Below are 25,272 nucleotides of genomic sequence, written 5' to 3'. Positions count from 1 at the left end.
TTGCACCCACTATTAGTAGGAGAAGGCCGGGACGGCCGCCCCACGGTAGTAGCGGTTGATGGCATCAGCCACATATTGGCTGTGATAGGCGGAGACCAGGGCCTTGTATGCGGAGTCGTTTCTGTCGGCCTGCCTGGCCACGATGATGTTGACATAGGGGTGATTGGCTGGTGATTTCAGATCGCCGGGCACCTGGTAGATGGCATCCTGGATCTTCATGCCAGCGTCCAGGATGAAATTGGTGTTGGTAATGCCGGCCGCATAGTCGGGCAGGACTTTGACGATTCCCGGTGGATCGACCTGGTCCAGAACCAGCCCGCGCGGATTGTCAACGATGTCTTCGGGAACCGGCGTGGTGGCCTTGGGGTCGCGCAACCCGATCAGCCCGGCGCTGGCAAGCACCTTCAGGGAGCGGCCCAGGTCGATGGGATCGCTGGGAATGGCCAGCCGCTCGCCATGCCCTATCTGGTCAACACTCCGGTACTTCTTTGAGTAGAGGTTGAGCGGTGAAATGTAGGTGTCGCCGATGGCGGCAAAACGGTACCCGTGCTGCTTGGACTCCTGCTCCAGAAAGGCATAGTGCTGGAAGGCATTCAGATCGATCTCCCCGTTGGACAGCGCCTGATTGGCGTAACGCCCATATTGGAAGGAACGAAGCTTGATTTTTATGCCGGCCCTGCGCTGGTCCAACTCGTGCTGAACAGCCTTCCAGATTTCCTCATCGGCATCGCCCACCAGGCCGATGCTGATCTCCCGCTGGCCGCGCTCGGGCTGGTTGACCTTGACATAGGCCACGCCCATCAGGACGGCGACCACCAGGATGACGACCGAAACAGCCGCCAACTCTCGCTTGGCCCTGGTTCTTCTGGTGCTCATATCCGTCCTCCTTCATTGCTGGAACCTACCGCATCAGGAAACCTTGAAGGCCGGCAGGCAGGCACCCTTGTAGACCCGAACGATGGTGTCGGCCACGGGCTTGGAATGATAGGCGCGCACCACTGTGGCGTAGGTGGGGTTGTCCCGCTGATCCTTGGTGGTGACGATGATGTTGATGTAAGGCTTGTTGGCCGGGTTTTGCAGATCGTAGGGAACCTCGTGGATGGCATCATGCACGCTGCGACCCGCATCGACCACGAAGTTGGCATTGGTGACCCCGCCTGCATAGTCGGGCAGCAGATTGAGGATGCCGGCCGGATCCACCTGCTCGATACTCAGATGCTTGGGGTTGTCCACCACATCCTCGGGCAGTGGGTTGGTGGCCTTGGGGTCGCGCAGACCGATCAGTTTGGCATCGGCCAGGACCTTCAGGGCACGGCCCATGTTGGTGGCGTTGTTGGGGATGGCCACCCGGTCCCCGTCCTGGAACTGCGATGGCTTGGCATAGCGCTGCGAGTAGAGGTTCATGGGCGAGATGTAGGTATTGCCAAGCACGGCCAGCTGGTAATGGTTGGTCTTTACATCGTCCTCCAGGTAGGCATAGTGCTGGGCTGCGTTGAAATCCACCTCGCGGTTGGACGTGGCCTGGTTGACGTAGATGGCATCCTGGAAGGGCTTGAGCTCGATCCTGATGTGCTCGCCCCGCCGATCCAGCTCTGCCTGGACGGCCTTCCAGATCTGATCGTCAGAACTGCCGATGACGCCGACCTTGACCACCTTGACATCAGCACCCACCTGATTCAGATGGACATCGGTACCGACCACCAGCGCCAGCAGGAGGACGATAACCAGGCTGAGCGCCGCCAGCTGGACCTTGGCTTTGTTCTTTTTGCCGACGCGACTACGACCGACCACGATAATCTGACCTTTCCCGGGTTGCTCAGTGTTCGACGACCTCGGCCAGAAGCCGGCCGAACAGTTCGATCAGGGCGATGAAGATGACCAGCACAATGATGGTGGCAATGGTCACGTCGTTCATGGACCGCTGGTAGCCCAGACGGATGGCGAAGTCACCCAGCCCGCCGCCGCCCACGATGCCCACGGTAGCGGTCTCGCCCACCAGGCTGACGATGGTGATGGTGGTCACCCGGATGATGGAGGGGATGCCCTCACGCAGGTAGACATGCCAGATGATCTGCCAGGTGGTCATGCCCATGGACTCCGCCGCCTCGACGTACCCAGGATCCAGACCGGCAAGAGCCGACTCGATCTGCCGGGAGAAGAAAGGGGTGATGCCCACGACCAGCGGGAAGATTGCCCCCTTGGGCCCGATGGCCGTGCCCATGAGCATCCTGGTCACCGGCACCAGGGCTGCCGCCAGGATGATGAAGGGGATGGAGCGGAAGAGGTCGATCAGCTTGTCCAGAATGGTGAAGACCAGGCCGTTGCGACGGATGCCGTCACGTCGGCTGATGATCAGTCCCACCCCGATGACCAGAGCCAGCAGGAAGGAGATCACCCCGGAGACGCCGACCATGACCAGGGTCTGAACCATGCTGCTGAAGAACTCCGGCAGGCGGCTCATGACGTTGGGGAACCAGGTGGTAAGCAGGGACGTCATGACTTGAGAACCTCGATTCCGATGTTGCGCGAGCGCAGGTATTCTATGGCCTGGCGGATATTTTCAGCGTCGCCGCCCATCCTGACCACCAGTCCCCCCAGAGGCGCCCCCTCCACCACATCGATGTCGCCGAAGATGATGTTGACGTCCAGGTTGTAGCGACGGCTGATGGTGGAGACCAGGGCGTCGGAGACCTCCTTGGAGACATAGGACATGCGCATGAGGATCTGCCCGGGCTCCAGGGCCACCAGGGGCGAATCGGCGGCCATCAGATCCTTGACCTTGTCCAGGTTGGAGGTGGTGGCCACGAAGGATTTGGTCAGCTGGGCCTTGGGGTCTGCGAAGACGTCGAAGACCCTGCCCTGCTCCACGATGACACCCTGGTCGATGACTGCCACCCGGTTGCAGATCTGCCTGATGACCGACATCTCGTGAGTAATCATGACCACAGTGATGCCCAGCTGGTCGTGCAGGTCACGCAGCAGTTGAAGAATGGAGCGTGTGGTGGTCGGGTCCAGTGCGCTGGTGGCCTCGTCGCTGAGCAGGATATCCGGCTCGTTGGCCAGGGCTCGAGCGATGGCCACCCGCTGCTGCTGGCCGCCGGAGAGCTCGGCCGGATAATGGTCGGCCAGCTCGGTCAGTCCCACCAATTCCAGAAGCTCGGACACCCGGGCCCGTCGAGACGCACGGTCGCGGCCGCTCCCTCGCAAAGGAAGGCCCACATTGTCGGCCACCGTCCTGGAGGGCATGAGGTTGAAGTGCTGGAAGATCATGCCGGTACGACGCCTCAAGTCCCTCAACTCGGCTGGAGCCAGATCCTTGACCTCGCGGCCGCGGACCTTGACGCTACCCGAGTCATAATCCTCCAGCCCGTTGATGCAGCGGACCAGTGTGGACTTGCCCGCCCCGCTCAGGCCAATAATGCCAAAAATATCCCCAGTTTCGACGGTCAGATTGATGTCGGCCAGTGCCGTTTTGTCTTCGTCGTCGTCGCTGTGATAGGTCTTGGTCAGGTGCTCCATCCGCACCGCCGGTGTCCGCTCGCTCACGTTCCCGCCTTCCCTGGTCGACTGCCTGACATGGTAATCGTCCCGGCGGTCAGTGGACAAGAAGGCCTTTATAGATGTCGTTTATAGGCATGTATCGATAACTGGCCTGCCTGGTCGATGGGTCGGTGGCAGAATATGGGTATGAGCGCATCCGGTCAGCAGCGGATTATCAACACCATCAATCCCGGGGAGCGACCGTTCGGCTCTCCCCTGGGGCCAAGACCCACACGAGTCCTTCTCCTAGGTGCCGGCGAACTCGGCCGCGAGATTGCCATCAGCCTGATGCGGCTGGGTGCCTGGGTAGGTGCGGCGGACTCCTACCCTGGCGCACCGGCCACCCAGGTGGCCCATGCCGGCTACCAGGTGAAGATGAGCGATCCGAAGGCTCTGGAGGACCTGATCGGAGAGGTCCAGCCCGATTTGATTGTGCCTGAAGTCGAGGCCATTTCCACTGAGCGCCTGATCAAGGCCGCGGCACAGGGCATCCAGGTAGTGCCTGCCGCCCCCCTGGCGGCCATGTGCATGGATCGCCGGGCCCTACGTGTCTTCGCCCACGAGCAGGTGGGCCTGCCCACTACCCCCTACCGATTCGCCGACTCTCCCGAAGAGCTGGCCAGCGCGGCGGACCAGGTGGGTTACCCCTGCATGGTCAAACCCCTGATGAGCTCCTCCGGTCACGGACAGACCCTGGTACGGAGCAAGGAGGGCTTGTCTCAAGCCTGGAATTCGGCTCTGACCCAGGGCCGGGCAGCCACCAAGCACCAGGGCAAGGCCGAGGTCATCGTGGAGGCCCTGGCCCCCCTGGCCCACGAGCTGACTGTTCTGACCGTGGCCTCCTCTGCCGGCGTGGCCACCTGCACGCCCATCGGCCAGCGTCAGGAGGACGGGGACTACCGGCTCTCCTGGCAACCGGCGGCGCTGAATCCCGACATCTTGCAGCAGGCACGGAGTATGGCCACCCGGCTGGTTGAGGCCATGACTTCCCTGGCACGCCAGAGTGGGGAGACCGGTTGGGGGATCTACGGAGTGGAGATCTTCGTCCTGCGCGACGGCTCGCTGCTCTTCAATGAGGTGGCCCCGCGCCCCCATGACACCGGCATGGTGACCATGATCTCCCAACGCCTGACCGAGTTCGACCTTCACGCCCGGGCCATCCTGGGCATTCCCGTCCATCAGGAGGATCTGGCCCTGAATCTGCCGGAGGGCACCTGCGCGGTCAGCCGACCCATCCTGGTCAGAGGCCAGGGACCGGTCAGCTTCCAGGGCCTGCCGCAGGCCCTGGACCACCCTGGCACCGACCTGCGCATCTTCTCCAAGCCCGAGGTGCATGGTCTACGCCGTATGGGCGTGGCCCTGGCCTTGGGGCCAGATTTGCAGACAGCCACCGAACGTGCCGAAGCGGTGGTCCGCGATTTGAAACCCCGGGTGGGCACAGGGATGTAACCCGGGCTTGCTATGGTGGTCGTGTCCCAAGCAGTGCAGAAGTTTCCAATTCGCAACAAACTCGAGGAAGGCGAACAGTGGAAAAGTTGGGAATGCGCTATCAAGGCAAGGCCAAGAAACTGTACGAGACGGATGATCCGGACATACTCTGGGTTGAGTACACTGACCAGGCCACCGCGGGGAACGGGGCCAAGAAGGCCAATATCGAAGGCAAGGCCAGACTGAACAACAGGATCACCACGGTGATATTCTCCCTGCTGGCCCGCCGGGGTATCCCCAGCCACTTCGTACGCAGCATCTCGGATACCGAACAGCTCAACCGCCGGCTGGATATGTTCCCGCTGGAGATCGTCATGCGCAACCGGGCCGCAGGCTCCTTCGCCCAGCGGTACGGGGTTGCGGAAGGTACGGCCTTGAAGCAGCCGGTGCTGGAGTTCTTCTACAAGTCCGATCCCCTGGATGATCCGTTTATCAACCGGGACGACATTCTGGCCCTGGGACTGGCCACTGAGCAGGATCTGGACATTATCGCAGCAAAGACCCGGGAGATCAACGGGGCCCTGACCAGCATCTTCCGCGCCATCAACGTGGAGCTGGTGGATTTCAAGATCGAAATGGGCAAGACCGGATCGGGCATCATCCTTCTCGGCGACGAGATCACCCCCGACACCTGCCGGCTCTGGGCGATTGGCAACAATAATGACGGCCAGGTCACCCACCTGGACAAGGACATCTTCCGCAGGGACCTGGGCAGCATCATTCCGGCTTATCAAACCATTCTGGATGGGCTGACCGAATTGGAGGAGCGCGAAAGCCAATCGAACAGCTGAATCGGTGGACCCGGAAGCGAGCATATCGCCTCCGGGTTTTTCATTGGTCCCCAACCAGTCCATCGCGAAAGGATCCATTGTGCTCTTCCGTGTCTATACCGAGAAAAAGCGGAGCTTCGACCAGGCCGCCGAGAGGCTTGCCGAACAGCTGCGCACCCTGCCAGGCGTTCAAGGGCTGACCGGCCTGCGCATGTTCAACCGCTACGATCTGGAAGGCATCGACGAAGACCTCTTCAAACGTTGCCTGCCCACGGTCTTTGCCCAGCCCCAGACCGATCTGGTGGCCACCCGACTGGAGGAAGCCCTGCGCATGAAGGGCGACGGTGACCTGCCGCCACTGGACTCCCCCATGCTCTTCGCCGTGGCCCCTCTGCCGGGTCAGTTCGATCAGCGAGCCGACTCCGCAGCCCAGTGTGTCCAGTTGGTAGGCCAGGGCGCCCGACCCTTGGTGGCCACAGCTACTGTTTATCTGCTCCAGGGCGACCTGAATGCCGGGCAGATTGAAGCCATCCGCAATTACCTGGTCAACCCGGTGGACTCACGGGTGGTAGGGCTGGAGCAGCCCAAGACCCTGGCCATGCCTGATGACAATCCGGATCCAGTGCCGGTATTGGACGGGTTCCGCAATCTGGATGATCCTGAACTTGAAGCGCTGATTGACAAGCTGGACCTGGCCATGGATCTGCCGGATATCCGCTTCTGCCGGGACCACTACCGTCAGGAGAAGCGCGACCCCACCCTGACCGAGCTCAAGGTGATCGACACCTACTGGTCCGACCACTGCCGGCACACCACCTTCAACACCAGGCTGGAGCGGATCGAGGCGGACAACCCCCGGGCTCGCGCCACGCTGGAGCATTACCGGGCCATTCGCGCAGAGTTGGGCCGTCAGGACCGGCCGGAATGTCTGATGGACATGGGCACCATCGGAGCCAAGTACCTGCAAAAGCGCGGCATCCTGAACGACATGGACCAGTCCGAAGAGGTCAACGCCTGCACTATCCGAACCAAGGTCGACGTGGACGGCCAGGATCAAGACTGGCTCTTTCTGTTCAAAAATGAAACGCATAACCATCCCACCGAGATCGAGCCCTTCGGTGGTGCCGCCACCTGCATCGGTGGAGCCATCCGTGATCCCCTGTCCGGAAGGGGCTACGTCTACCAGGCCATGAGGGTCAGTGGGGCAGCGGATCCCCGTCAGCCTCTGGATCAGACCCTGCCGGGCAAGCTGCCTCAGAGCCGGATCGTCCGCCAGGCAGCCGATGGCTACTCCTCCTATGGCAACCAGATCGGGCTGGCCACCGGGCAGGTTCGGGAGATCTACCACCCCGGCTATGCGGCCAAGCGGATGGAGGTGGGCGCTGTAGTGGCCGCCACCCCGGCCGACCATGTGATCCGCCGTCGGCCCGCACCCGGCGATCTGATCATCCTGGTGGGCGGAAGGACCGGCCGCGATGGAATCGGCGGCGCGACCGGAGCCTCCAAGTCCCAGAACGAAGAAAGTCTGGAACGCTGCGGAGCCGAGGTGCAGAAGGGTGATGCCCCTGAGGAGCGCAAGCTCCAGCGCCTCTTCCGTCGCCCGGAGGCAGCCAGGCTGATTGAGCGTTGCAATGACTTCGGAGCCGGCGGCGTTGCTGTGGCCGTAGGCGAGCTGGCGGACGGACTGAACGTGAACCTGGATCGGGTGCCGCTCAAGTACCAGGGGCTGGACGGGACTGAAATCGCCATTTCCGAGAGCCAGGAGCGTATGGCCGTGGCCCTGGCTGCCGAAGATGCGCCCGCCTTCATCGACTACGCCCGGCAAGAGGACCTTGAGGCCACCGTCATCGCCGAGGTCACCAAGGAACCCCGGCTGCGGATGACCTGGCGGTCAGACACCATCGTGAATATCCCCCGATCCTTCCTGTCCTCCAACGGCGCCCCTCACAAGGCCGATGCCCAGGTGGCGGTTCCCGCTCCCTACCATGCCCCATTCGAGGTCCAAGGCAGCCTGGATGCACGTATGAGGGCCCTGCTTGCGGACATCAATGTCTGCTCCCAGCAGGGTCTGGCTGAGCAGTTCGACTCCACCATCGGTGCAGGCACCGTCCTCATGCCCTTTGGCGGAGCCCGACAGCTGACACCGGCCCAGGCCATGGTGGCCAAGCTGCCTGTGGATGGGCACACAACCACCGCCTCGGCCATGGCCTGGGGATTCAACCCCTGGATCAGCAGCCAGGACCCTTACACCGGAGCCTACCTGGCCGTGGTCGAGAGCCTGGCCAAGCTGGTCGCCTCTGGCTTCAGCCGTTCCCGGGCCCACCTGAGCCTGCAGGAGTACTATCCCAAGCCCGGCGACGACTCCCGGCGCTGGGGCCTGCCGGTGGCCGGCGTCCTGGGAGCCCTCCAGGCCCAGCTGGATCTTTCCGTGGGTGCCATAGGTGGCAAGGACTCCATGTCCGGCAGCTTCGAGGACCTGGATGTGCCGCCCACCCTGATCAGCTTCGCCGTGGCCTTGGGACAGGCCAAGGATGCTATCTCCCCCGAATTCAAGGCAGCGGACCGCCAGGTCTATCTCTTGGCGCCCGATTACCAGGAGGACGGATTGCTGCCCGATCCGGAGAGCCTGCGGACCGTCATGGATCAGGTGGAGACGCTGACCAGCCAGGGCCTGGTGGATGCGGCAGCCACTCCAGGCTACGGATGCGTCGCCCAATCCCTGATGGAGATGTGCCTGGGCAACAAGATCGGGTTGGATATGGCAGCGAACACTGCTATATCGGCGCTCTTCCGTCCTGCCTATGGAAGCTTCATCCTGGAGGCCTCTGGTCCCGAGCCCCTATTTATTCAGGATTCCGGCCTGCATTTGCACCTTCTGGGGCACACCCGTGAGGATTACCGTCTGCGCTGCGGCAGCGAGGATCTGGACCTGGCCGAGCTCGAGGAGATCCGTGCCAAGGGTCTGGAATCAATCTTCCCATACCGAGGCCATGGCGACCCGGTGCCGACCATTGGCCGCACCGACCGTGAGCCCGGCAGGCCTGCTGCGCGCAGATCCAAGGGGACTTCCAAGACCGCACACCCCAGGGTGGTCATGCCCGTCTTCCCGGGAACCAACTGCGAGTTCGACTCCGCCCGGGCCTTCCGGGACGCTGGAGCTCAGGTGGATACCGTGGTCATCCGCAATCTGAATGCCGAGGACGTGACCGAGAGCTCCCGTCGTCTGGCCCAGGCCATCCACAGTAGCCAGATACTGATGCTGCCCGGAGGCTTCTCCGGCGGCGATGAGCCCGATGGTTCGGCCAAACTGGTGGCATCCTTCCTGCGTTCGAACCAGGTTGCCGATGCCCTCCAGGAGCTTTTGCAGGACCGGGACGGGCTGGTTCTGGGTGTCTGCAACGGCTTCCAGGCGCTGATCAAGCTGGGCCTGGTTCCCTACGGCAAAATCGTCACCGGCTCGCCTGAGGATCCCACCCTGGCTGTCAACGCCATCGGCCGCCATCAGAGCCGTCTGGTCCACACCCGGATCAGCTCCACACGCTCCCCCTGGCTGAGCGCCTGCCGGGTGGGTGAGATACACACCATGCCCATCAGCCACGGGGAAGGGCGGTTCGTGGCCGAGCCCGGCCTCCTGCGCACCCTGATCGACCGAGGACAGGTGGCCGCCCAGTACGTGGACGAGCAGGGTCGTCCCTCCATGGATCCACTGGTCAACCCCAATGGATCCGACATGGCCGTCGAGGCCATCACCAGCCCGGACGGCCGGGTATTGGGCAAGATGGGCCACACGGAGCGCAGCGGCCCCGACCTGTATCTCAACGTGCCCGGAAAACATACACAGCCGCTCTTCCAGTCAGGAGTGGACTACTTTGCCGCCTAGGGGAAAGGACGTAGACCATGTCGTTGGAGCTTGAAGGCATCCACGAGGAATGCGGGATCTTCGGGGTCTGGGGCCACCCCGACGCCGCCCGGCTGACCTACTTCGGCCTGCACGCCCTGCAGCACCGCGGCCAGGAAGGTGCCGGCATCGTTTCCAACGACCATGGGCATCTGATCGGGCGGCGAGGTCTGGGTCTGCTGACTCAGGTCTTCCCGGACGAGTCCAGCCTGACACCCCTGACCGGGAACCGGGCCGTCGGCCATGTCCGCTACGCCACGACCGGCTCAGGGTCCATCGAGAACATCCAACCCTTCGTTTTCCGCTTCCATGACGGGGACATAGCCCTGGCCCACAACGGTAATCTGACCAACTGCAACAGCCTCAAGGCGCAGCTGGAGGATCAGGGGGCCATCTTCCATTCCAACTCCGACACCGAGGTGCTCATGCACCTGATCCGGCGCAGCCCTGAAAAGGACTTCATGGCGGCACTTAAGCAGGCCCTGCGCCAGGTCCATGGCGGCTTCGCCTACCTGCTCATGACCGAGGATGCCATGATCGGAGCCATGGATCCCAACGGCTTCCGCCCCCTCTCCCTGGGCCAGTTGCCGGGAGGGGCCTATGTCCTTGCCTCTGAGACCTGCGCCCTGGACCTGGTCGGCGCCACGCTGGTGCGGGACATCGGCCCTGGCGAGATCGTCCGGGTGGACGACTCGGGCTACAGCATCGAGCGCTATACCGATCAGACCTGTCTATCCATCTGCTCCATGGAGTTCATCTACTTCGCCAGGCCCGACTCCAATATTTATGGTGTCAACGTCCATTCGGCCCGCAAACGGATGGGGGCCAGACTGGCCCGCGAAGCTCCGGTGGATGCCGATATGGTCATCGGAGTGCCCAACTCCTCCCTGTCCGCCGCTTCAGGATATGCCGAGGCGGCCGGGCTGCCCAACGAGATGGGGCTGATCAAGAACCAGTATGTGGCACGCACGTTCATCCAGCCCAGCCAGGCCATGCGTGAACAGGGCGTCAGGATGAAACTGGCGGCTGTACGCGGCGTTGTAGCCGGCAAACGGGTGGTGGTCATCGACGATTCCATCGTCAGAGGCACCACTTCGCGCAGAATCGTCCGCCTGCTCCGGGAGGCCGGGGCCAGCGAGGTGCACATGCGCATCGCCTCCCCGCCCCTGCGCTACCCCTGCTACTACGGCATCGACATCCAACGGACCTCCGAGCTGATCGCCGCCAAGAAGTCCGTGGAGGAGATCAGAGAAGCCATTGGAGCCGATTCCCTGGCCTATCTGAGCCTCGACGGTCTGGTGGAATCCATCGGCCTGGGCCGTGATGCGCCCTATCAAGGGCTCTGCGTGGCCTACTTCAACGGAGACTACCCAACGCGGCTTGACGACTACGAGCAGGGCTTCCTGGCCTCGCTGACCCAAGAGGACCGGGCCCGGCTGGAAGCTTCCAAGGGATCCTACGGACTTGACATGCCTGCAGGCTCGAGGCAGGGAGCCGACCAATCCATTGAGCACTAGCCAAGAACAGAACAGACAGGGCATAGAAAGGGGCAGCCATGCCGAAGGCATATGAGCAGGCTGGGGTATCGGTAGAGGCCGGATACGAACTGATCGACAGGATCCGCTCCCACACGGCCAGAACGCGTAGGCCGGGCGCCGGCGATATCGGCGGCTTCGGCGGCGACTTCGACCTGTCTGCGCTCAATTATCGACATCCAGTCCTGGTTTCAGGCACTGACGGCGTGGGCACCAAGCTGATGGTGGCCCGGGAAGCCGGCCGTCATGACACCATCGGTCAGGACTGCGTGGCCATGTGCGTCAATGACATCATCGCCCAGGGGGCCGAGCCGCTGATCTTTCTGGACTACATCGCCTGCGGGCACAACGATCCGGCTCTGCTGGAGCAGGTGGTCAAGGGCGTGGCCGACGGCTGTGTCCAGGCTGGAGCCGCCCTGGTAGGCGGGGAGACCGCCGAGATGCCCGACATGTACCAGCCCGACGAATACGATCTGGCCGGATTCACCGTGGGTGTGGTCGAACGGGAGTCCCTGGTGGACGGTTCGGCCATCAAGGAAGGCGACCAGCTGATCGGTCTGCCCTCCTCTGGCGTCCACTCCAACGGCTTCTCCCTGATCCGTCAGGTCCTGCTGGACCAGGGGGGCATGAAGCTGGACGATCGGCCCTACCAGCTTGACGGACGAACCCTGGGAGAGGAACTGCTGACCCCCACCCGTATCTACGTCAAGGCCCTACGCCCGCTCTTCGCCTCGGGCCTGCTCAGGGGCGCAGCACACATCACCGGCGGCGGCTTTGTGGAGAAGGTGCCGCGAATCCTGCCCGAGGGGCTGGCCGCCAGCTTCGACCTGAATGCCTGGAAGGTGCCGCCCATCTTCACCATGATCGAAGAGATGGGCAGGGTCGACCATCTGGAGATGTACAACATCTTCAACATGGGCATTGGGATGGTTCTGGTGGTTTCTCCTGACCAGCTGGACCAGGCCCGTGCAGTCCTGGATGAGGAGCAGGAACCCTACGCTCTGATCGGACAGGTGACAGATGCTCAAAACGGCCAGCAGGTCATCCTTAACGACAGCGGTCGTCAGTAATAGCGAGAGGAGCCCATCATGGCGGACAAGGTACTGGTCATCGGGTCGGGAGCCAGGGAGCACGTTATCGCCACCACCCTGCTGTCCGGACCAGGAGTGGATCGGGTCTGGTGCGCCCCGGGCAACCCGGGTATGGAGCCGGACGGGATCAGCCTGCTGCAAGAAGATTCCTCGCAGCCAGAAAAACTGATCGCTGCAATACGCGAGCTGGGAATCGACTGGGTCTTCGTTGGACCTGAGGCTCCTTTGACGGCTGGATTGGTCGACGAACTACAGGCTGCCGGCATTCCAGCCTTTGGACCTACCAAGGCTGCGGCCCGCATCGAGGGATCCAAGGGCTTTGCCAAGGACCTGATGCGCAGGCATGGGATTCCTACCGCTGACTATGCGGTCTTTCATGACTTGGACAGGGCCAAGTCCTATGTGCATTCGCACGGCGCCCCGGTCGTCATTAAAGCTGACGGGCTGGCAGCCGGCAAGGGTGTGACGGTGGCCGCCGACCTTGACCAGGCCATACAGGCCCTGGATGACATCTTCATCGATCATAAGTTCGGACAGGCAGGTGCCCAGGTGGTCATCGAGGATCGGCTGGTGGGTCAGGAGTGCTCGCTCATGTGTTTCGTCAGGGGCGAGCAGTTCTGGCCCATGCCCCTGTCACAAGACCACAAGCCCGCCTATGACGGGGATCGGGGTCCCAACACCGGCGGCATGGGGGCTTACTCCCCTCTGCCGCAGTTCGGTCCAGAACTGACCCAAAAGGCCTTGGACACCATCGTGGCCCCCACCGTCCGGGCCCTGGCCCAGGAAGGCAGTCCCTTCACCGGTGTCCTGTACACAGGGCTGATGGTCACTGACAAGGGTCCTGAAGTCGTCGAATTCAATGCGCGACTGGGCGACCCAGAGACCGAAGTGGTGTTGCCCGCCCTGACCAGCGACCTGGGCACAGCCATCCGCGCGCTGATGGAGGGCGGAGAGCCGCAATTCACCTGGGATGAATCCCACAGCCGTTTGGGGGTGGTCCTAGCAGCCCAGGGCTATCCCGGCAATCCCAAGACCGGTGTGCCCGTGCCCTTGATCGCCCCAGAACAGGACCTCAGAGCCTACTATGCCGGAGTGTCCGGCTCAGCCTCAACCGGTCTGACGTCCTCCTCGGGAAGGACCGCACTGGTGGTGGCCCGAGGCGACAACCTATCCCAGGCAGCCCACCGGGTCTATGACCGGCTGGACGGATTGTCGATGCCAGGCCTCTTCTATCGGCACGACATCGGCCACCGCGGTCTGAAAGCCTAATTAGCCGAGCTGGTCGTGCTCTCGCTGTCCTTATCCTGGGTTTTCTCCTCGAGGCGGGCTTGCTTCTTGGCCTCTTCCTTGGCCTGACGCTCCATTTCGGCCTTCTGACGGGCGGCATCGGAGCGGCGGGTAGGCGTGGTGTTGAAGCCAGTCCCCTGCAGGTAGTGCTTGCCGGCCATGATGTCGTACTGGATCAGCTTGTAGTCGTTCAGGAGCTGTCGAGTGGCCTTGTCGAAATCTCGGGCATTCATGGGCTGGCCCTGGGCATTCAGATAGTTGGTCTGCCCTGCCGGTATTCTGTTCCAGTCCTGGATCTGGTTGGCCACCGGAGGCTCGATGGCGCTGATCTTGTCGTGTAGCTCGGTCAGGAAGGCCGTAAAGGGCGAGACCTTGGCATCCATGTGCTCGGCCGCCTGGGCCTGGAAGAAGTTGGGCGAGGAATAGGCACTGTTGCTTACCTGCGTTCCCGAAGCATTCGAAGCTTTGTTAGACCAGATAAAGTAATCGGTCAGATGCAGGGCCAAAGAGTTGCGCTCGTCCCAGCTCGCCGTGCCATAGATGCCAGGCAGGTGATCCCCGTAAAAGACCACGGTGACCGGCTTGCTCTGGGAGTCCAGGCTGTTCAGAAAATCGGCGGTAGCCTGATCGCTCAGGCTGACCCCCTTAGCGTAGGTACGTATGGATTGCATCTCATCGTCGCCCAAGGGTCTGTTGGGGTCGGATGAACTGACCGAGAAGCCGTTGTTGTCATACCAGTCGTTGTAGGGCATGTGATTCTGCATGGTGATGACCTCGACGAACTGGTTGCCCCTGTCGTCGCCCATCTGCTCCAAGGCGGATTCGTAGGCGGAGCGATCCCCCACATACTGACTGCGGTCGATGCGGTCCTGGTGGGCTATCTGGTCAGGACCAGTCAGCGAGTAGAAGTGCGAGAAGCCGAACTTCTTGTAGTTCTCGGCCCTGGAATACATGGATGACTCGTAGGGGTGGAAGGCCAGGGACCTGGATGGCGTCCCCCAAGCCTGATTGACCGTAGGTATCCAGTTCAGGTGAGGGATGACCTGCTGATAGGGGGAGGTCAGCGAGGGATCGAAGTTGGCCATGGACAGGCCGGTCATGGCCTGGAACTCCAGATTGGCCGTTCCCCCGCCATAACCGGAGGAGAGCATGAGCCCGCTGGTGGTCCCCTCCTTGATGGATCTGATATGAGGCATGGGGTCCTGGTTGAGCGCGACGCCCGGCACCCGTGTGGGGTCCGAGAACGACTCGGAGAGAATGTAGACCAGGCTCGACTCATTCATATAGGACTTGCGGTCGTGGTTGATGCGATCTGCGGAAAGCTGGTAACGGTGGGCCAGAGACTGCATGGTGGCGCGGCTGTATCCTGCGGGCTGGTCCATGACCTTGGGGCGCAGCTGCCGGGAGAAAGATACAAAAACGCCGTTGCGCTGGGCGTCATAGACCGAGTCCCACATGGAGGGTTTGTCGCCCATGAACTGTGAGAAACGGTAGGCGGGACTGCCGTAGGTGCCCACAGTGGACATGAACACCGCCACCACCAGAACCGGCACCAGAACACCCGCCGTACGGAGTCCCGCGCCCATGGGCTTGTTGCCGGTGGCTACCGGACGACCACGACGGGCATCCATCCGTGTCACCACCCAGCAGAGCACGCCGAGAACGATCAGGGCCACGACACCCAGCCCGATCATGATCAGGGACCGGGCCGGCAGGAAGGAGACTAGGTTGGCCGCATCAGCATGGAGGAAATCCAGATCCGAGGGCAGAATGGCCTCGTAGCGGGCGCGCACCTTGAAGCGCTCGATGATCGCAATGACCGCGCAGATGGCCAGGATCAGCCCTGATGCCGCCCAGAAGCGATTGGTCAAGTAGGCCAACGCCAGGTAGACCAGACCCACAGCCAGCATGTTGAGCACCAGGACAAACCGACGCTGGGTCCACATGGCCGAGATGAAGCCCCAGAATCCGATCAGCGGGTTGGACAGCTCTACGCGGGAGCTGTTCAGGGAGACCCCCCATTGCAGGATGCCCACTGAAAGGAAGTCAATCAGGATGAAGGCAAGCAGGTAGACCCACCCGCGTACCTGAAGACGTCCGGTCATGTTCTGCATCCAGGATGTCCACCGGCCGGGCTGACGCTTACGATCCTTCACCGCATACTCCTGACTTTGGCGACTAGGCCCACCGGGCCTTTACCGATACCTGTGCCATTGTTCCCATCAAGGACGACAAGCCCCATGAGAACACCCTTTAGCGAACAAAGAGAACCAATGACATCATCAGGCCTTGGCCCCCGGCACCTGTTGGACCAGGGCACTGATCCAATCCTCCAGGTTCCGGTACTTATCAGGACGCTGCTCGCTGATCTCGAAGACCGGCAGATGCGACTTGCGAGCCTCAGCAGCCAGCTCCTTGGAGGTTCGATTGACTTCTTGGGTGTTAAGGACCAGCATGTCCAAGCGTCCGGATGTCAGCAAATGACGGAAGGCCACCAGGTCCTCAGGTGAGGGCTCGCTCTCGTTGGCGGCCGCCCGCAGGTACCCCTCGGGGGTCAGATCCTCCATGCCCAGATCATGGCAAAGATAGTAGGCTGCCGATTCCGTGGCCGCATAGTGCCGTCCCTGGGTCTGTTTGCGCGTATCGGCAATCAGATTGTCCAGCCGGGCCTGCCGATCTTGCCAGTCCTGGTAGGCCTTATCAAAATCTGCATCGCGGCCTGGGCGCAGCTGCCGGTATGCCTCATGCACGGCCTTGGCCGCTGCCCTCCTGTCTTGGGAGGAGAACCAGAGATGGGGGTTGTCGCCGGTCCTGCGCCCTGACGCCTTGGATACGTCCACCAGCTTGGCCTGCCCGGTTTCCGCGGCCTTGGCAGCCCAGTCGTCGATGCCAGCCCCGTTGACGATGACCAGGTCTGCACGACTGATTCGGGCGATGTCCGCCGTCGTCGGCTCATAGTCATGGGCATCAGTCGAGGTGTTGCTCAGAATGGTATCCACCCGTGCCTGGTCGCCGCCCAGATCCACGGCCAGGGACTGCCATTGATTGATGCTGGCCACCACCTGCAGAGGGCCGGATCCTTTGGACGACGAGGACGATTCGCTCTTTCCACAACCTGCCAGACAGGTCAGCAGGGTCAGTCCGGCCAGAAGGGCGGCGACCAAGGTACGAGTCCGGCGGAGGCGTAGGCTGCTGGCTTGCATGAATAGGGAGTTCCTTTCTGGCGACGGCACGGGACGGACCTGCCGCCAGGCCCACCGACCGTTACTGAGATTGATTATCAATAAATCTACCATAGACGAACCCATGACCGGAATCTGAAGATGCGGTCTTGGCGAGAATGCGAGAATGAATGACTGTTCAAATGGCAGCCGTGCGACCGGACACTCCCTATACTGAACTGCGGATGTATTTTGGTTGGAAGGAACGGCATGGGTGCATGGCTGGCAAGGGTTCATCTGACCCAGGGGTGGCTACCTGCGTCAATATTTTCGCTGACAGCCCTGGCCCTGATCGTGCTGGCGCTGACCGGACTGACGCACGGACGCTGGCGGACCCTGCTGCGTCAAGTGGCCATTGCCCTAGGCATAGGAGCCTTGGGACTGTTGGCCACCTGGCTGATCTCCGACGTCTTTATGCTCTTCGGCGTCTCCCTGGGCGGGATGGTCATCATCAGCGTGGCCTTGGGATTTCTCGCAGTGGGGTTTGCTGTCTGCATCCTGATCACTGCACGTGGCTGGCGCCGGATTCTGGCCGCCCTGACCGTCCTGCTCTGCCTGCTGTCCACCGGGCTTCGAGTGGATATCATCTACGGGGAATTCACCACTCTGGGATCCCTGTTCAGCGTCTCCCTCTATCCCGACTACAGCGGCCATAAGGCAGCCAGACCGGCTATGAGCGTAGCCCAGTGGCGATCCTTGGCCTCACGGGGCGAGCTGCCCTCGCACCCCAGCGTCGGCCGCTCCTACAGCATGCGCATCCCCAACAGCCGCTCCCGATTCGCAGCACGGCCGGCTGATATCTACCTGCCGCCCGCCGCCTTGAGCGACAAACCGCCCGCGCTGCCTGTGTTCGTTCTTCTGGCCGGTCAGCCCGGAAGCCCCGACCGTCTCTTCACTGCCGGAGCCATTCCAGCCATGATGGATGCCTACGCCGCCCAGCACGACGGCCTGGCACCAGTGGTGGTCTCCCCCGACCAGAACGGTTCATCCTCTCACAACAGCCTTTGCGTGGACTCACCCGTCTATGGGAAGGCCGAAACCTACCTGAGCAGTGATGTTCCCGCCTGGATCCGCGCTGAACTGCCCGTCGCCAACCAACCCCAGCAATGGGCCATTGGCGGATTCTCCCAGGGCGGGACCTGTTCCACACAGCTTGGGGCACGGCATCCCAAAGTCTACGGCAACATGCTCCCCGCAGACGGTGAGCTGGAACCGACCCAGGGTCGGCAGGAGCAGATGATCCGCGACTACTTCGACGGCGACAGGAAGCGCTTCCTGGCCCAGGTACCGGCCAGGGCCATACTGGAGCGGGCACCATCCCGCCAGCTTCTGTTTACCGCGGCCGGGTCCAATGATAAGGAGTCCCAGCACAACATGATGGTCATCGCCAAGGCCGCCAACCGGGCAGGCATGAAGGTGCGGGCCGTCATCACCCAAGGGTCGGGCCATGACTGGCATACCGTCAAGACCGCTTGGAAACCCGGACTGGAGTGGGTGGGCGAAGCCATGGGACTAGGGCCCATGTCCCGACCAATTGAAGATTTTCCGAACATTATCGAAACACACATCGGTTGAACCGCCGACATGTCAGAGCGTCCAAACCGATAAGCAGAAAGAGCCGCCACAATCATGGAGACAACACATAAGGGATCCGGACTGATGGAGCCTTCGGCCAAGACCGTGCTTCTGCGGGACCTGACCCGGTGGGTCAGACGTCACGCTCTTGCACTGGCTTTCAGCCTTGCACTGGTCCTGCTCAACCTGATTAGCTGGCTGCTGATCTGGCTGCTGCGCATCCCCGGCAGGACACGGCTGGGCATGCCGCTGTCCGACCTGATCATTCACCAGGTTCCTCATCCGGTCCACAGCCAGGGTCGTCCCTCGTTACTGGTTCAGTTCGCACGGCTACTGGTATCCTTGGTCATCACCCCTGGCCCCTTGCAACTGGTCATAGATGTGGCCCTGGTCCTGGTCATGCTGTGCATCGCCGAGACCCGGCTGGGCCGCAGGCGCACCGTGCTGGCGGCGGTCATCAGCGCCATAGGCGGCGCGGCTGTCGGGCTGATCATCTGCACCCTGATCAATGCCCTCCAGGACCACTGGGGCTGGTTCATCCGAGTGCCTATGACGCTCAGCCCCATCATCCTGGTGGTCGGATCCCTGATGGCCTCCATCCCCTTCAGCGACTTCCTCTGGCGGCGCAGGATCGCCACCATAGGCTACACGGCCTTGATATTGATAGTGCTGTATACCGGTAACCCTGGCTACTATTGCGCCCTGGCGGCAGCACTGATCGGCCACTTGACCGGTCACCTCTGGCACGGACCGGTCCAGGACGCCAACCCGCACGGCCATAGCGGCTCCTATGAGACCCGCCACTTACTGGGAGCCATTTCCACGGTTCTGGCTCTTGGCCCCCTGGTCACCGTCTCCTCCAGGATCCGCGCTGGATTCTTCACCCCGCTGGGCATGTTTCTGGGTTCGGACCCTGGCGGTAGTGCCGCACTGTCCCGCTGCCTGGCTGAGAACAACCAGGCCAGCTGCTATGCCCAGTATGGTCTGGTCGCCGGCCGAGCACCCACCGGCGTCTCGTCCCTGATCATGCCCACCCTGGTACTGCTGGTGGTGGCTTGGGGTATCTACCATGGCCGCCGGGTTGCCGCTGTCACGGGTCTGGTCCTCAACACCCTGACCATCGTCCTGGCCGTGCTCTATTTCTTGGTCTTCCCCCTGACCATCGGCGATGGCCTGTCGCGAGTCATCCACCACGGAGCCCTACCCTCCCTGCTGATCATCACCCTGCCGCCGCTGATTCTCAACTGGTTCCTGGCACGCAACCTGCGCATCTTCATAGTGCGAACCAAGACCTCGCGTCTACAGGTGGGCTGGGCAGCCATTGTCCTGGCCTTCCTGGCCACGGCCATGGGTTATCTGGCCTTCACTGCCGCAAGCCCCAGATCCTTCCACCCCTGGCCCACCACCGGCAGGGCACTCTCCCAGCTGCCCGAACTCTACCTGCCCAATGGAGTGGCCTCACGCTTCCGCCCAGCCCTGACACCGCGCACGCCCACCGGGATCATCGTCAGCCACGGGGTTGGACTGATCTTCTGGCTGGTGGTCCTGGTGGTTCTGCTCTCTTGGATGCGCAACTCGGTCATCCAGAACGGCAACGAGCGCCAGGAGGCCGATCGGCTGGTCGAGTACGGGGGCGAGAGCATGTCCTTCATGACCACCTGGGAGGGCAACAGCTACTGGTTCTCTGACAGCGGCCGCTCAGCCATTGCCTACCGGCTCCTGCACGGCATAGCCCTGACCACCACTGGCCCATTCGGCGACCCTGACGAGTATGCGGACGATCTGGACGAATTCACCCGTTTCTGCAACGCCCATTCCTGGTCGCCGGTCTTCTACAGCGTCCACAAGCCTCAGCGCGATCTGCTTGCCTCCCATGGTTGGTCTACCCTGACAGTCGGCTCGGAGATGGTGGTTACGCCCAGTCTTTGGCAGACCAAGGGCAAGAAGTGGCAGGACATTCGCACAGCCATCAACAAGGCCAAACGCGACAAGATCACCGACGTGCTGACCACCTTCAACGATGCCTCCTGGGATGTCCAGTCGCAGATCGTGGACATCTCCGAGCAGTGGGCCGAACTCAAGGCCCTGCCCGAGATGAAGTTCACCCTGGGCGGCCTGGATGAGCTGAGGGACCCACGTATGGCCATCCTCTATGCCGTGGACGACCAAGGCAAGGTGTTGGCCGTGACCAGCTGGATGCCCACCTACCGCCAGGGTCAGGTGATCGGCTGGACCCTGGACTTCATGCGACACAGGACCGACAGTCCCAATGGGATCATGGAGTTCCTGATAGCGCGGATGGCCGAGCGGCTGCGCGACCAGGGCACGGCGGAATTCATGAGCCTGTCAGCCGCTCCCCTGGCCGGCATGGACAGCAGCGAAGACGATGACGATGATCAGAGCGAAGATCGGACTGCCTTCCTGCAGCACGCCCTGCATCTGGTGGCCGACCTGATGGAGCCAGCCTATGGCTTCCGCTCGCTCTTCTTCTTCAAGAAGAAGTTCCAGCCCAGCGAACACCCGGTCTATATCTGCTATCCCGACCCGGCCCAGCTGGCCCAGATCGGACTGGCTGTAGTCCAGGCCTACCTGCCCAATCTCAAGGCTTCGCAGGCCTGGGATGCCATCAAGACCATCATGCCCAAGGGCCGGGAGGATCACTGACATCCGCCTGATCGGATCGATCACGACAGCTGCTGCACAGCCCGTAGACCTCCAAGGTGTGCGAGGAGACTGTAAAGCCATGTTCAGCCGCCACGGCCTTCAGCCAGCCATCATCGGGCGGGCTGATTTCGACGGTCCTGCCGCAGCGTTCACAGACCAGATGATGGTGGTGCCTACGCTGGGCCAGGCAGACCCGGTAGAGGCGGATGCCTCCATGCTCAATGCAGTCCAGGCTGCCGGACATATGCAGGGAGCCCAGCTGACGATAGACCGTGGCCAAGCCGATTCGCTGGCCCGAATCCCGAAGAAGCCTGTGCAGCTCCTTGGCTGAGACGAAGTCGTTCTGGGCCTGAAGAACCCTCCAGATGGCGTTCTTCTGCCGCGTCTGGCGGCCGACGGATGAGCCAGCGTTCATGATTAGACACACTCCTTGGGCTCCACCAAGCCTACATCCGGATTGCCGGGACGGATGTGAGGATTCGGTTCAGTCCAGGTCGGACCAGCAGCCTGTGGCCTCCAGGTCCTGGGCTGTCTGCTCCGGATCGTCGGTCAGCACCGTCAGGTGCCCCATCTTGCGGTCGGTGCGCACTTCGGCCTTGCCGTAATCATGCAGGAACCATTCGGGATGCTCACCCAGCAGCTTCCTGACCGGAGTCACATGCTGGCCAAGAACATTGACCATGACTGCCGGGCTGAGCAGGCGAGGATTGGGCAGGGGCCACCCGGCGATGCCCCGAACATGGGCATCAAACTGGTCCATGGAGCAGGCCTCGATGGTGTAGTGACCGGAGTTATGGGGGCGCGGGGCCAACTCGTTGACCACCAGACCGCCATCGGGCATGACAAAGAGCTCAAGGGCCAAGGTCCCGGCCAGCTTGAAGCCGTCAGCCAGGGTCAGGGCCATGTCACGCGCCCGGTCGGCCATTTCAGGGTCGACCTTTGCCGGTGCCAGAGTCATGTGGAGGATGTTGTGACGGTGCTCGTTGCGGACCATAGGGAAGGTCACGTAATCCTTCCCGTCGCCTGAGACCAGTATGGAGGCCTCGAAGGCAAAATCCACGAACCCCTCCAGCACGGAGGGCGGGAAGTCCCGACCCTTCATCCGCGCCTGCAAGGCCTGCAGATCATCCTTTGTGCGCAGGACCGCCTGACCATGGCCGTCATAGCCGCCGGTTCGCGTCTTGAGCACAGCGGGCATTCCCAGCTCCTTCAGGGCTGCGTCAAGCTGATCAAGGCTGTCAACCTGCCTCCAAGGGGCCGTATCGATGCCATGGCGGTTGATGAAGGTCTTCTCGTGAACGCGGTCCTGGGTGACCCTGAGCAGGTCGGTCCCCTGGGGGATGGCCACACGGTCCCTCACCTGATCCAGTGCGTCGGCATCCACGTTCTCGAATTCGTAGGTGAGTACATCGCTGCGTTCGGCAAGCCGCTTGAGGGCCTCGAGGTCGCCATAGTCGGCCGTCTCCTGAAAATCGGCGACCTGGGCCGCAGGAGCATCGGGCGTGGGATCCAGCACACCGATGCGGAATCCGTGGTAGCGGGCGCTCAGAGCCATCATCCGTCCCAGCTGGCCGCCGCCCACGATCCCGATGACGGATCCCGGCTCCAAGTGATCGATTCTTCCCTTGGTTTCCTCAGACAAGCTTGGCATTGGAAGCCTCCACGGATCGAGCCAGCTCAGCGCGGTAGTCATCCAGAGCCTGAGCCAGCCTTGGATCATTGATGGAGAGGATCGAAGCCGCCAACAGACCGGCATTGGTGGCTCCTGATGCGCCTATGGCCGTGGTCGCCACAGGAATGCCGGCAGGCATCTGCACGATGGACAGGAGTGAATCAACCCCGCTCAGTGCATGGGACTTTACTGGCACCCCGATGACCGGCAGCGTGGTCTGGGCCGCCACCATCCCAGGCAGATGGGCTGCTCCTCCAGCCCCGGCAATGATGACCCCTATTCCCTGGCTCCGGGCCTGATGCGCGAACTCCGCCATGCGCCCGGGTGTGCGATGGGCGGAGATGACCTCCTTGGTGTAGACGATAGCGAACCGGTCCAGCATCCGACAGGCTTCCTTCATCGTCTCCCAGTCGCTTGATGATCCCATGATCACTGCGACGCGTGCCCCTTCATGTGTATTGTCAGCCATCGGCCCTCCAATGTTCATGCACGTCCGATACTACGCAAGGCCGGGGAGAAGCCGACCAATCGTGACGGTCCTATGGATGTAAGGGCCGGGCCTGGTGAACATCGCGCTTTCAGCGGCTCCAAACCGCTGTCTCAGATTTAGAATCATTGGATTGCATTACGAAAACAGACAGGAGGGTTATGGGCAAGCTTCTGGACAGCATCGACTCCCCAAAGGATCTGAAGGTTCTCTCCTTGGAAGAGCTGGATCGATTGGCCGACGAGATCCGTCAGCTGCTGATCAGCTTCTGTCGACGTCACGGCGGCCACCTGGGCTCGAACCTGGCTACCATCGAGCCCATCATCGCCCTGCACTACGTCTTCAATATGCCTCATGACCATCTGATCTTCGACGTCTCCCATCAGGCATACACCCACAAGATCCTGACCGGTCGGCGCCGGGCCTACACGGACCCGGAGTCCCAGGAGGATCTTTCCGGATTCACCTCGCCCAAGGAGAGCCCATACGACGACTTTATGCTGGGACATACCGGCACCTCCATCGGCTTGGCCTGCGGGATGGCTGCCCAGCGGGATGCGACCGGAGGCAGGGCCAACATCATCGCCTTCATCGGGGACGGCTCCCTGAGCAGCGGGCCGGCATTCGAGGGGCTGGACTGGGCTGCAGAACAGGGCGGCAACCTGATCATCGTGGTCAATGACAACGAAATGTCCATCGCCGAAAACCACGGGGGGCTCTACAAGAGCCTGGCGGCCCTGCGTGCCAGTGCGGGACGCAGCCCGGACAATCCCTTCCGCGCTCTTGGACTGGACTACCGATACGTGGAGGAGGGCAACCGAATTGAGGATCTGATCGAGGCCTTCCGTCAGGTCAAAGACACTGACCATCCGGTGGTGGTTCACATCCACACCCGCAAGGGCCTGGGGCTGGGCCAGGGCAGCCAGGGGAAAATCGGTCCAACTTCCCTGCCTGATTTGCCAGCTGAAGGTCCTGTGGAGGCCAACCACTGGCAGGACGGCCTGGACTCTCTGAACCGTCTGCCCAACTCACGGAAGACCTACGGAAGAATGGCCATGCAGGCCCTGGAGGCCAGGTTCCCGCAGGAGCCGGGCCTGACAGTCATCTCCCCCGCTACGCCGCTGTCCAATGGCATTGATCCCGACTTCCGCCAACGGGCCGGAAACCACTACCGGGACGTGGGCATCGCCGAATCCCATGCGATAGCCTATGCCGCGGGCATCGCCAAGGCCGGAAGCACGCCTGTAGTTGCCACCTCAGCCACCTTCTTCCAGAGGGCCTACGACCAGATCGAACAGGAGATGGCCTTGAACGGCAGTGCGGTGACCCTGCTGGTCTTCTCCACCGGCGTTGCCAAAACCGACGCTACACATTCCGGCACAGCCGACATGGTCATGATGCGAGGCATCCCCGGACTGACCTGCCTGGCTCCGACCAGCGGGGCCGAGTTTTTGGACATGCTGGCCTGGGCCACGGGTCCGGCCCGGCAGCCGGTGGTCATCAGGGTACCCGGCGAGCGCACGTTGGCGACGGAACGCGCAGGCAAGCCGATAGCGCCGGTAAATTCCGATCACGCGGCCGGAGGCCAACCTTGGGACCATTACCGCATCCTGCAACATGGTAGGACAGTCGCCCTGCTGGCTCTCGGCGATGCCCTGCCCCTGGGCCGCGACCTGGCTGATTCCTTGGAGGCATCCATGGGACTGAAGCCCACACTGGTGGACCCACATCGCTATGACCGCTTGGATGAGCAGACCCTGGATGCCCTGGCCAGCACTCATTCCTTGGTGGCTACCATCGAGGACGGCCAGTTGGACGGTGGCTGGGGCCAAGCCGTGGCTGCATACTACGGACCTAGTCAGGTCCGCACCCTGGCCTTTGGAGCGGCCAAGGAGTTCAACGACCGGGTCCCCAAAGCCACCCTGTTGGAAAGATATGGTATGACCGTTCCTGCAATGACCCAAGCCATATCGGATGCCCTTGTCGACCGGGCTTCATAGATCTGACCCGCCGGTGGACGCAGGCGGGTACAATGAAAGGGTTT

18 protein-coding genes are annotated in these 25,272 nt (G+C 62.2%); 9 read left to right on the top strand and 9 right to left on the bottom strand.

Going from position 1 to position 25,272, the window contains the following annotated elements; genetic code table 11:
• Positions 1 to 12: 12 nt before the first annotated feature.
• Genes CI601_RS02675 through CI601_RS02660 form a run of 4 tightly spaced genes read right to left on the bottom strand, consistent with a single transcriptional unit; the run spans position 13 to position 3,546 of the window.
• Entirely contained in the window at positions 13 to 876 is an 864-nt protein-coding gene (locus CI601_RS02675; RefSeq protein ID WP_121914178.1) for a MetQ/NlpA family ABC transporter substrate-binding protein, read from the bottom strand.
• Between the two features lie 33 nt (positions 877 to 909).
• Entirely contained in the window at positions 910 to 1,791 is an 882-nt protein-coding gene (locus CI601_RS02670) for a MetQ/NlpA family ABC transporter substrate-binding protein (protein ID WP_121914177.1), read from the bottom strand.
• 25 nt (positions 1,792 to 1,816) lie between these two features.
• Positions 1,817 to 2,497 carry a methionine ABC transporter permease gene (locus tag CI601_RS02665; RefSeq protein ID WP_024626621.1) on the bottom strand — a complete coding sequence of 227 codons (681 nt, stop codon included), beginning with the start codon at positions 2,495 to 2,497 and terminating at the stop codon, positions 1,817 to 1,819.
• Entirely contained in the window at positions 2,494 to 3,546 is a 1,053-nt protein-coding gene (locus CI601_RS02660; RefSeq protein ID WP_220702616.1) for a methionine ABC transporter ATP-binding protein, read from the bottom strand. The genes CI601_RS02665 and CI601_RS02660 overlap by 4 nt, the downstream gene beginning before the upstream one ends.
• 135 nt (positions 3,547 to 3,681) lie before the next feature.
• On the opposite strand from CI601_RS02660, the gene purT reads away from it, so the two are divergent.
• From purT to purD, 6 genes are all read left to right on the top strand, one after another.
• Entirely contained in the window at positions 3,682 to 4,989 is a 1,308-nt protein-coding gene (gene purT / locus CI601_RS02655; RefSeq protein WP_121914175.1) for a formate-dependent phosphoribosylglycinamide formyltransferase, read from the top strand.
• 77 nt (positions 4,990 to 5,066) lie between these two features.
• Complete coding sequence (gene purC, locus CI601_RS02650; RefSeq protein WP_121914174.1) at positions 5,067 to 5,819, top strand: phosphoribosylaminoimidazolesuccinocarboxamide synthase; 753 nt, start codon at positions 5,067 to 5,069, stop codon at positions 5,817 to 5,819.
• A gap of 79 nt (positions 5,820 to 5,898) precedes the next feature.
• Positions 5,899 to 9,678 (top strand): phosphoribosylformylglycinamidine synthase, encoded by a 3,780-nt coding sequence (locus tag CI601_RS02645; protein ID WP_121914173.1) that lies wholly within the window; start codon positions 5,899 to 5,901, stop codon positions 9,676 to 9,678.
• A 17-nt stretch (positions 9,679 to 9,695) separates the two neighbouring features.
• Positions 9,696 to 11,213, top strand: a complete 1,518-nt coding sequence (gene purF / locus CI601_RS02640) for an amidophosphoribosyltransferase (protein ID WP_121914172.1) — start codon at positions 9,696 to 9,698, stop codon at positions 11,211 to 11,213.
• Between the two features lie 38 nt (positions 11,214 to 11,251).
• Positions 11,252 to 12,301 carry a phosphoribosylformylglycinamidine cyclo-ligase gene (purM, locus tag CI601_RS02635; protein WP_121914171.1) on the top strand — a complete coding sequence of 350 codons (1,050 nt, stop codon included), beginning with the start codon at positions 11,252 to 11,254 and terminating at the stop codon, positions 12,299 to 12,301.
• A gap of 18 nt (positions 12,302 to 12,319) precedes the next feature.
• On the top strand, positions 12,320 to 13,591 hold the full coding sequence (gene purD, locus CI601_RS02630) for a phosphoribosylamine--glycine ligase (protein ID WP_121914170.1): 1,272 nt from the start codon (positions 12,320 to 12,322) through the stop codon (positions 13,589 to 13,591).
• Here the strand turns inward: purD and CI601_RS02625 are convergent.
• Together CI601_RS02625 and CI601_RS02620 are read right to left on the bottom strand one after the other, a co-directional pair.
• A complete protein-coding gene (locus CI601_RS02625) occupies positions 13,588 to 15,765 on the bottom strand; it encodes an alkaline phosphatase family protein (RefSeq protein WP_121914169.1) in 2,178 nt (725 codons plus the stop codon). The two genes, purD and CI601_RS02625, sit on opposite strands and share 4 nt — an antisense overlap.
• A 126-nt stretch (positions 15,766 to 15,891) precedes the next feature.
• Complete coding sequence (locus tag CI601_RS02620; RefSeq protein WP_183129711.1) at positions 15,892 to 16,812, bottom strand: metal ABC transporter solute-binding protein, Zn/Mn family; 921 nt, start codon at positions 16,810 to 16,812, stop codon at positions 15,892 to 15,894.
• Between the two features lie 228 nt (positions 16,813 to 17,040).
• Between CI601_RS02620 and CI601_RS02615 the strand changes: the two genes are divergently transcribed.
• Both CI601_RS02615 and CI601_RS02610 read left to right on the top strand, forming a co-directional pair.
• Positions 17,041 to 18,405, top strand: coding sequence for an esterase family protein (locus CI601_RS02615; protein WP_121914168.1), 1,365 nt, complete (start codon positions 17,041 to 17,043; stop codon positions 18,403 to 18,405).
• Between the two features lie 54 nt (positions 18,406 to 18,459).
• A complete protein-coding gene (locus tag CI601_RS02610; protein WP_259465286.1) occupies positions 18,460 to 21,069 on the top strand; it encodes a bifunctional lysylphosphatidylglycerol flippase/synthetase MprF in 2,610 nt (869 codons plus the stop codon).
• Here CI601_RS02610 and CI601_RS02605 read toward each other — a convergent pair.
• From CI601_RS02605 to purE, 3 genes are all read right to left on the bottom strand, one after another.
• Positions 21,041 to 21,484 (bottom strand): Fur family transcriptional regulator, encoded by a 444-nt coding sequence (locus CI601_RS02605; protein WP_121914167.1) that lies wholly within the window; start codon positions 21,482 to 21,484, stop codon positions 21,041 to 21,043. The two genes, CI601_RS02610 and CI601_RS02605, sit on opposite strands and share 29 nt — an antisense overlap.
• Before the next feature lie 69 nt (positions 21,485 to 21,553).
• The gene (purK, locus tag CI601_RS02600) at positions 21,554 to 22,720 is read right to left on the bottom strand and encodes a 5-(carboxyamino)imidazole ribonucleotide synthase (protein WP_121914166.1); all 1,167 of its coding nucleotides are present in this window, start codon (positions 22,718 to 22,720) and stop codon (positions 21,554 to 21,556) included.
• A complete protein-coding gene (gene purE, locus CI601_RS02595) occupies positions 22,704 to 23,210 on the bottom strand; it encodes a 5-(carboxyamino)imidazole ribonucleotide mutase (protein WP_024626635.1) in 507 nt (168 codons plus the stop codon). The genes purK and purE overlap by 17 nt, the downstream gene beginning before the upstream one ends.
• Before the next feature lie 179 nt (positions 23,211 to 23,389).
• Here purE and CI601_RS02590 point away from each other — a divergent pair, with 179 nt between their 5' ends.
• A complete protein-coding gene (locus tag CI601_RS02590) occupies positions 23,390 to 25,228 on the top strand; it encodes a 1-deoxy-D-xylulose-5-phosphate synthase (protein WP_121914165.1) in 1,839 nt (612 codons plus the stop codon).
• The last annotated feature ends 44 nt before the right edge of the window (positions 25,229 to 25,272 follow it).

Source organism: Bifidobacterium sp. wkB344, from assembly GCF_003688305.1.
GTDB classification, from domain to species: Bacteria; Actinomycetota; Actinomycetes; order Actinomycetales; family Bifidobacteriaceae; genus Bombiscardovia; species Bombiscardovia mizhiensis.
The sequence above is the reverse complement of the archived record's forward strand: the minus strand, read 5'-3'. Positions and strand labels throughout refer to the sequence as shown.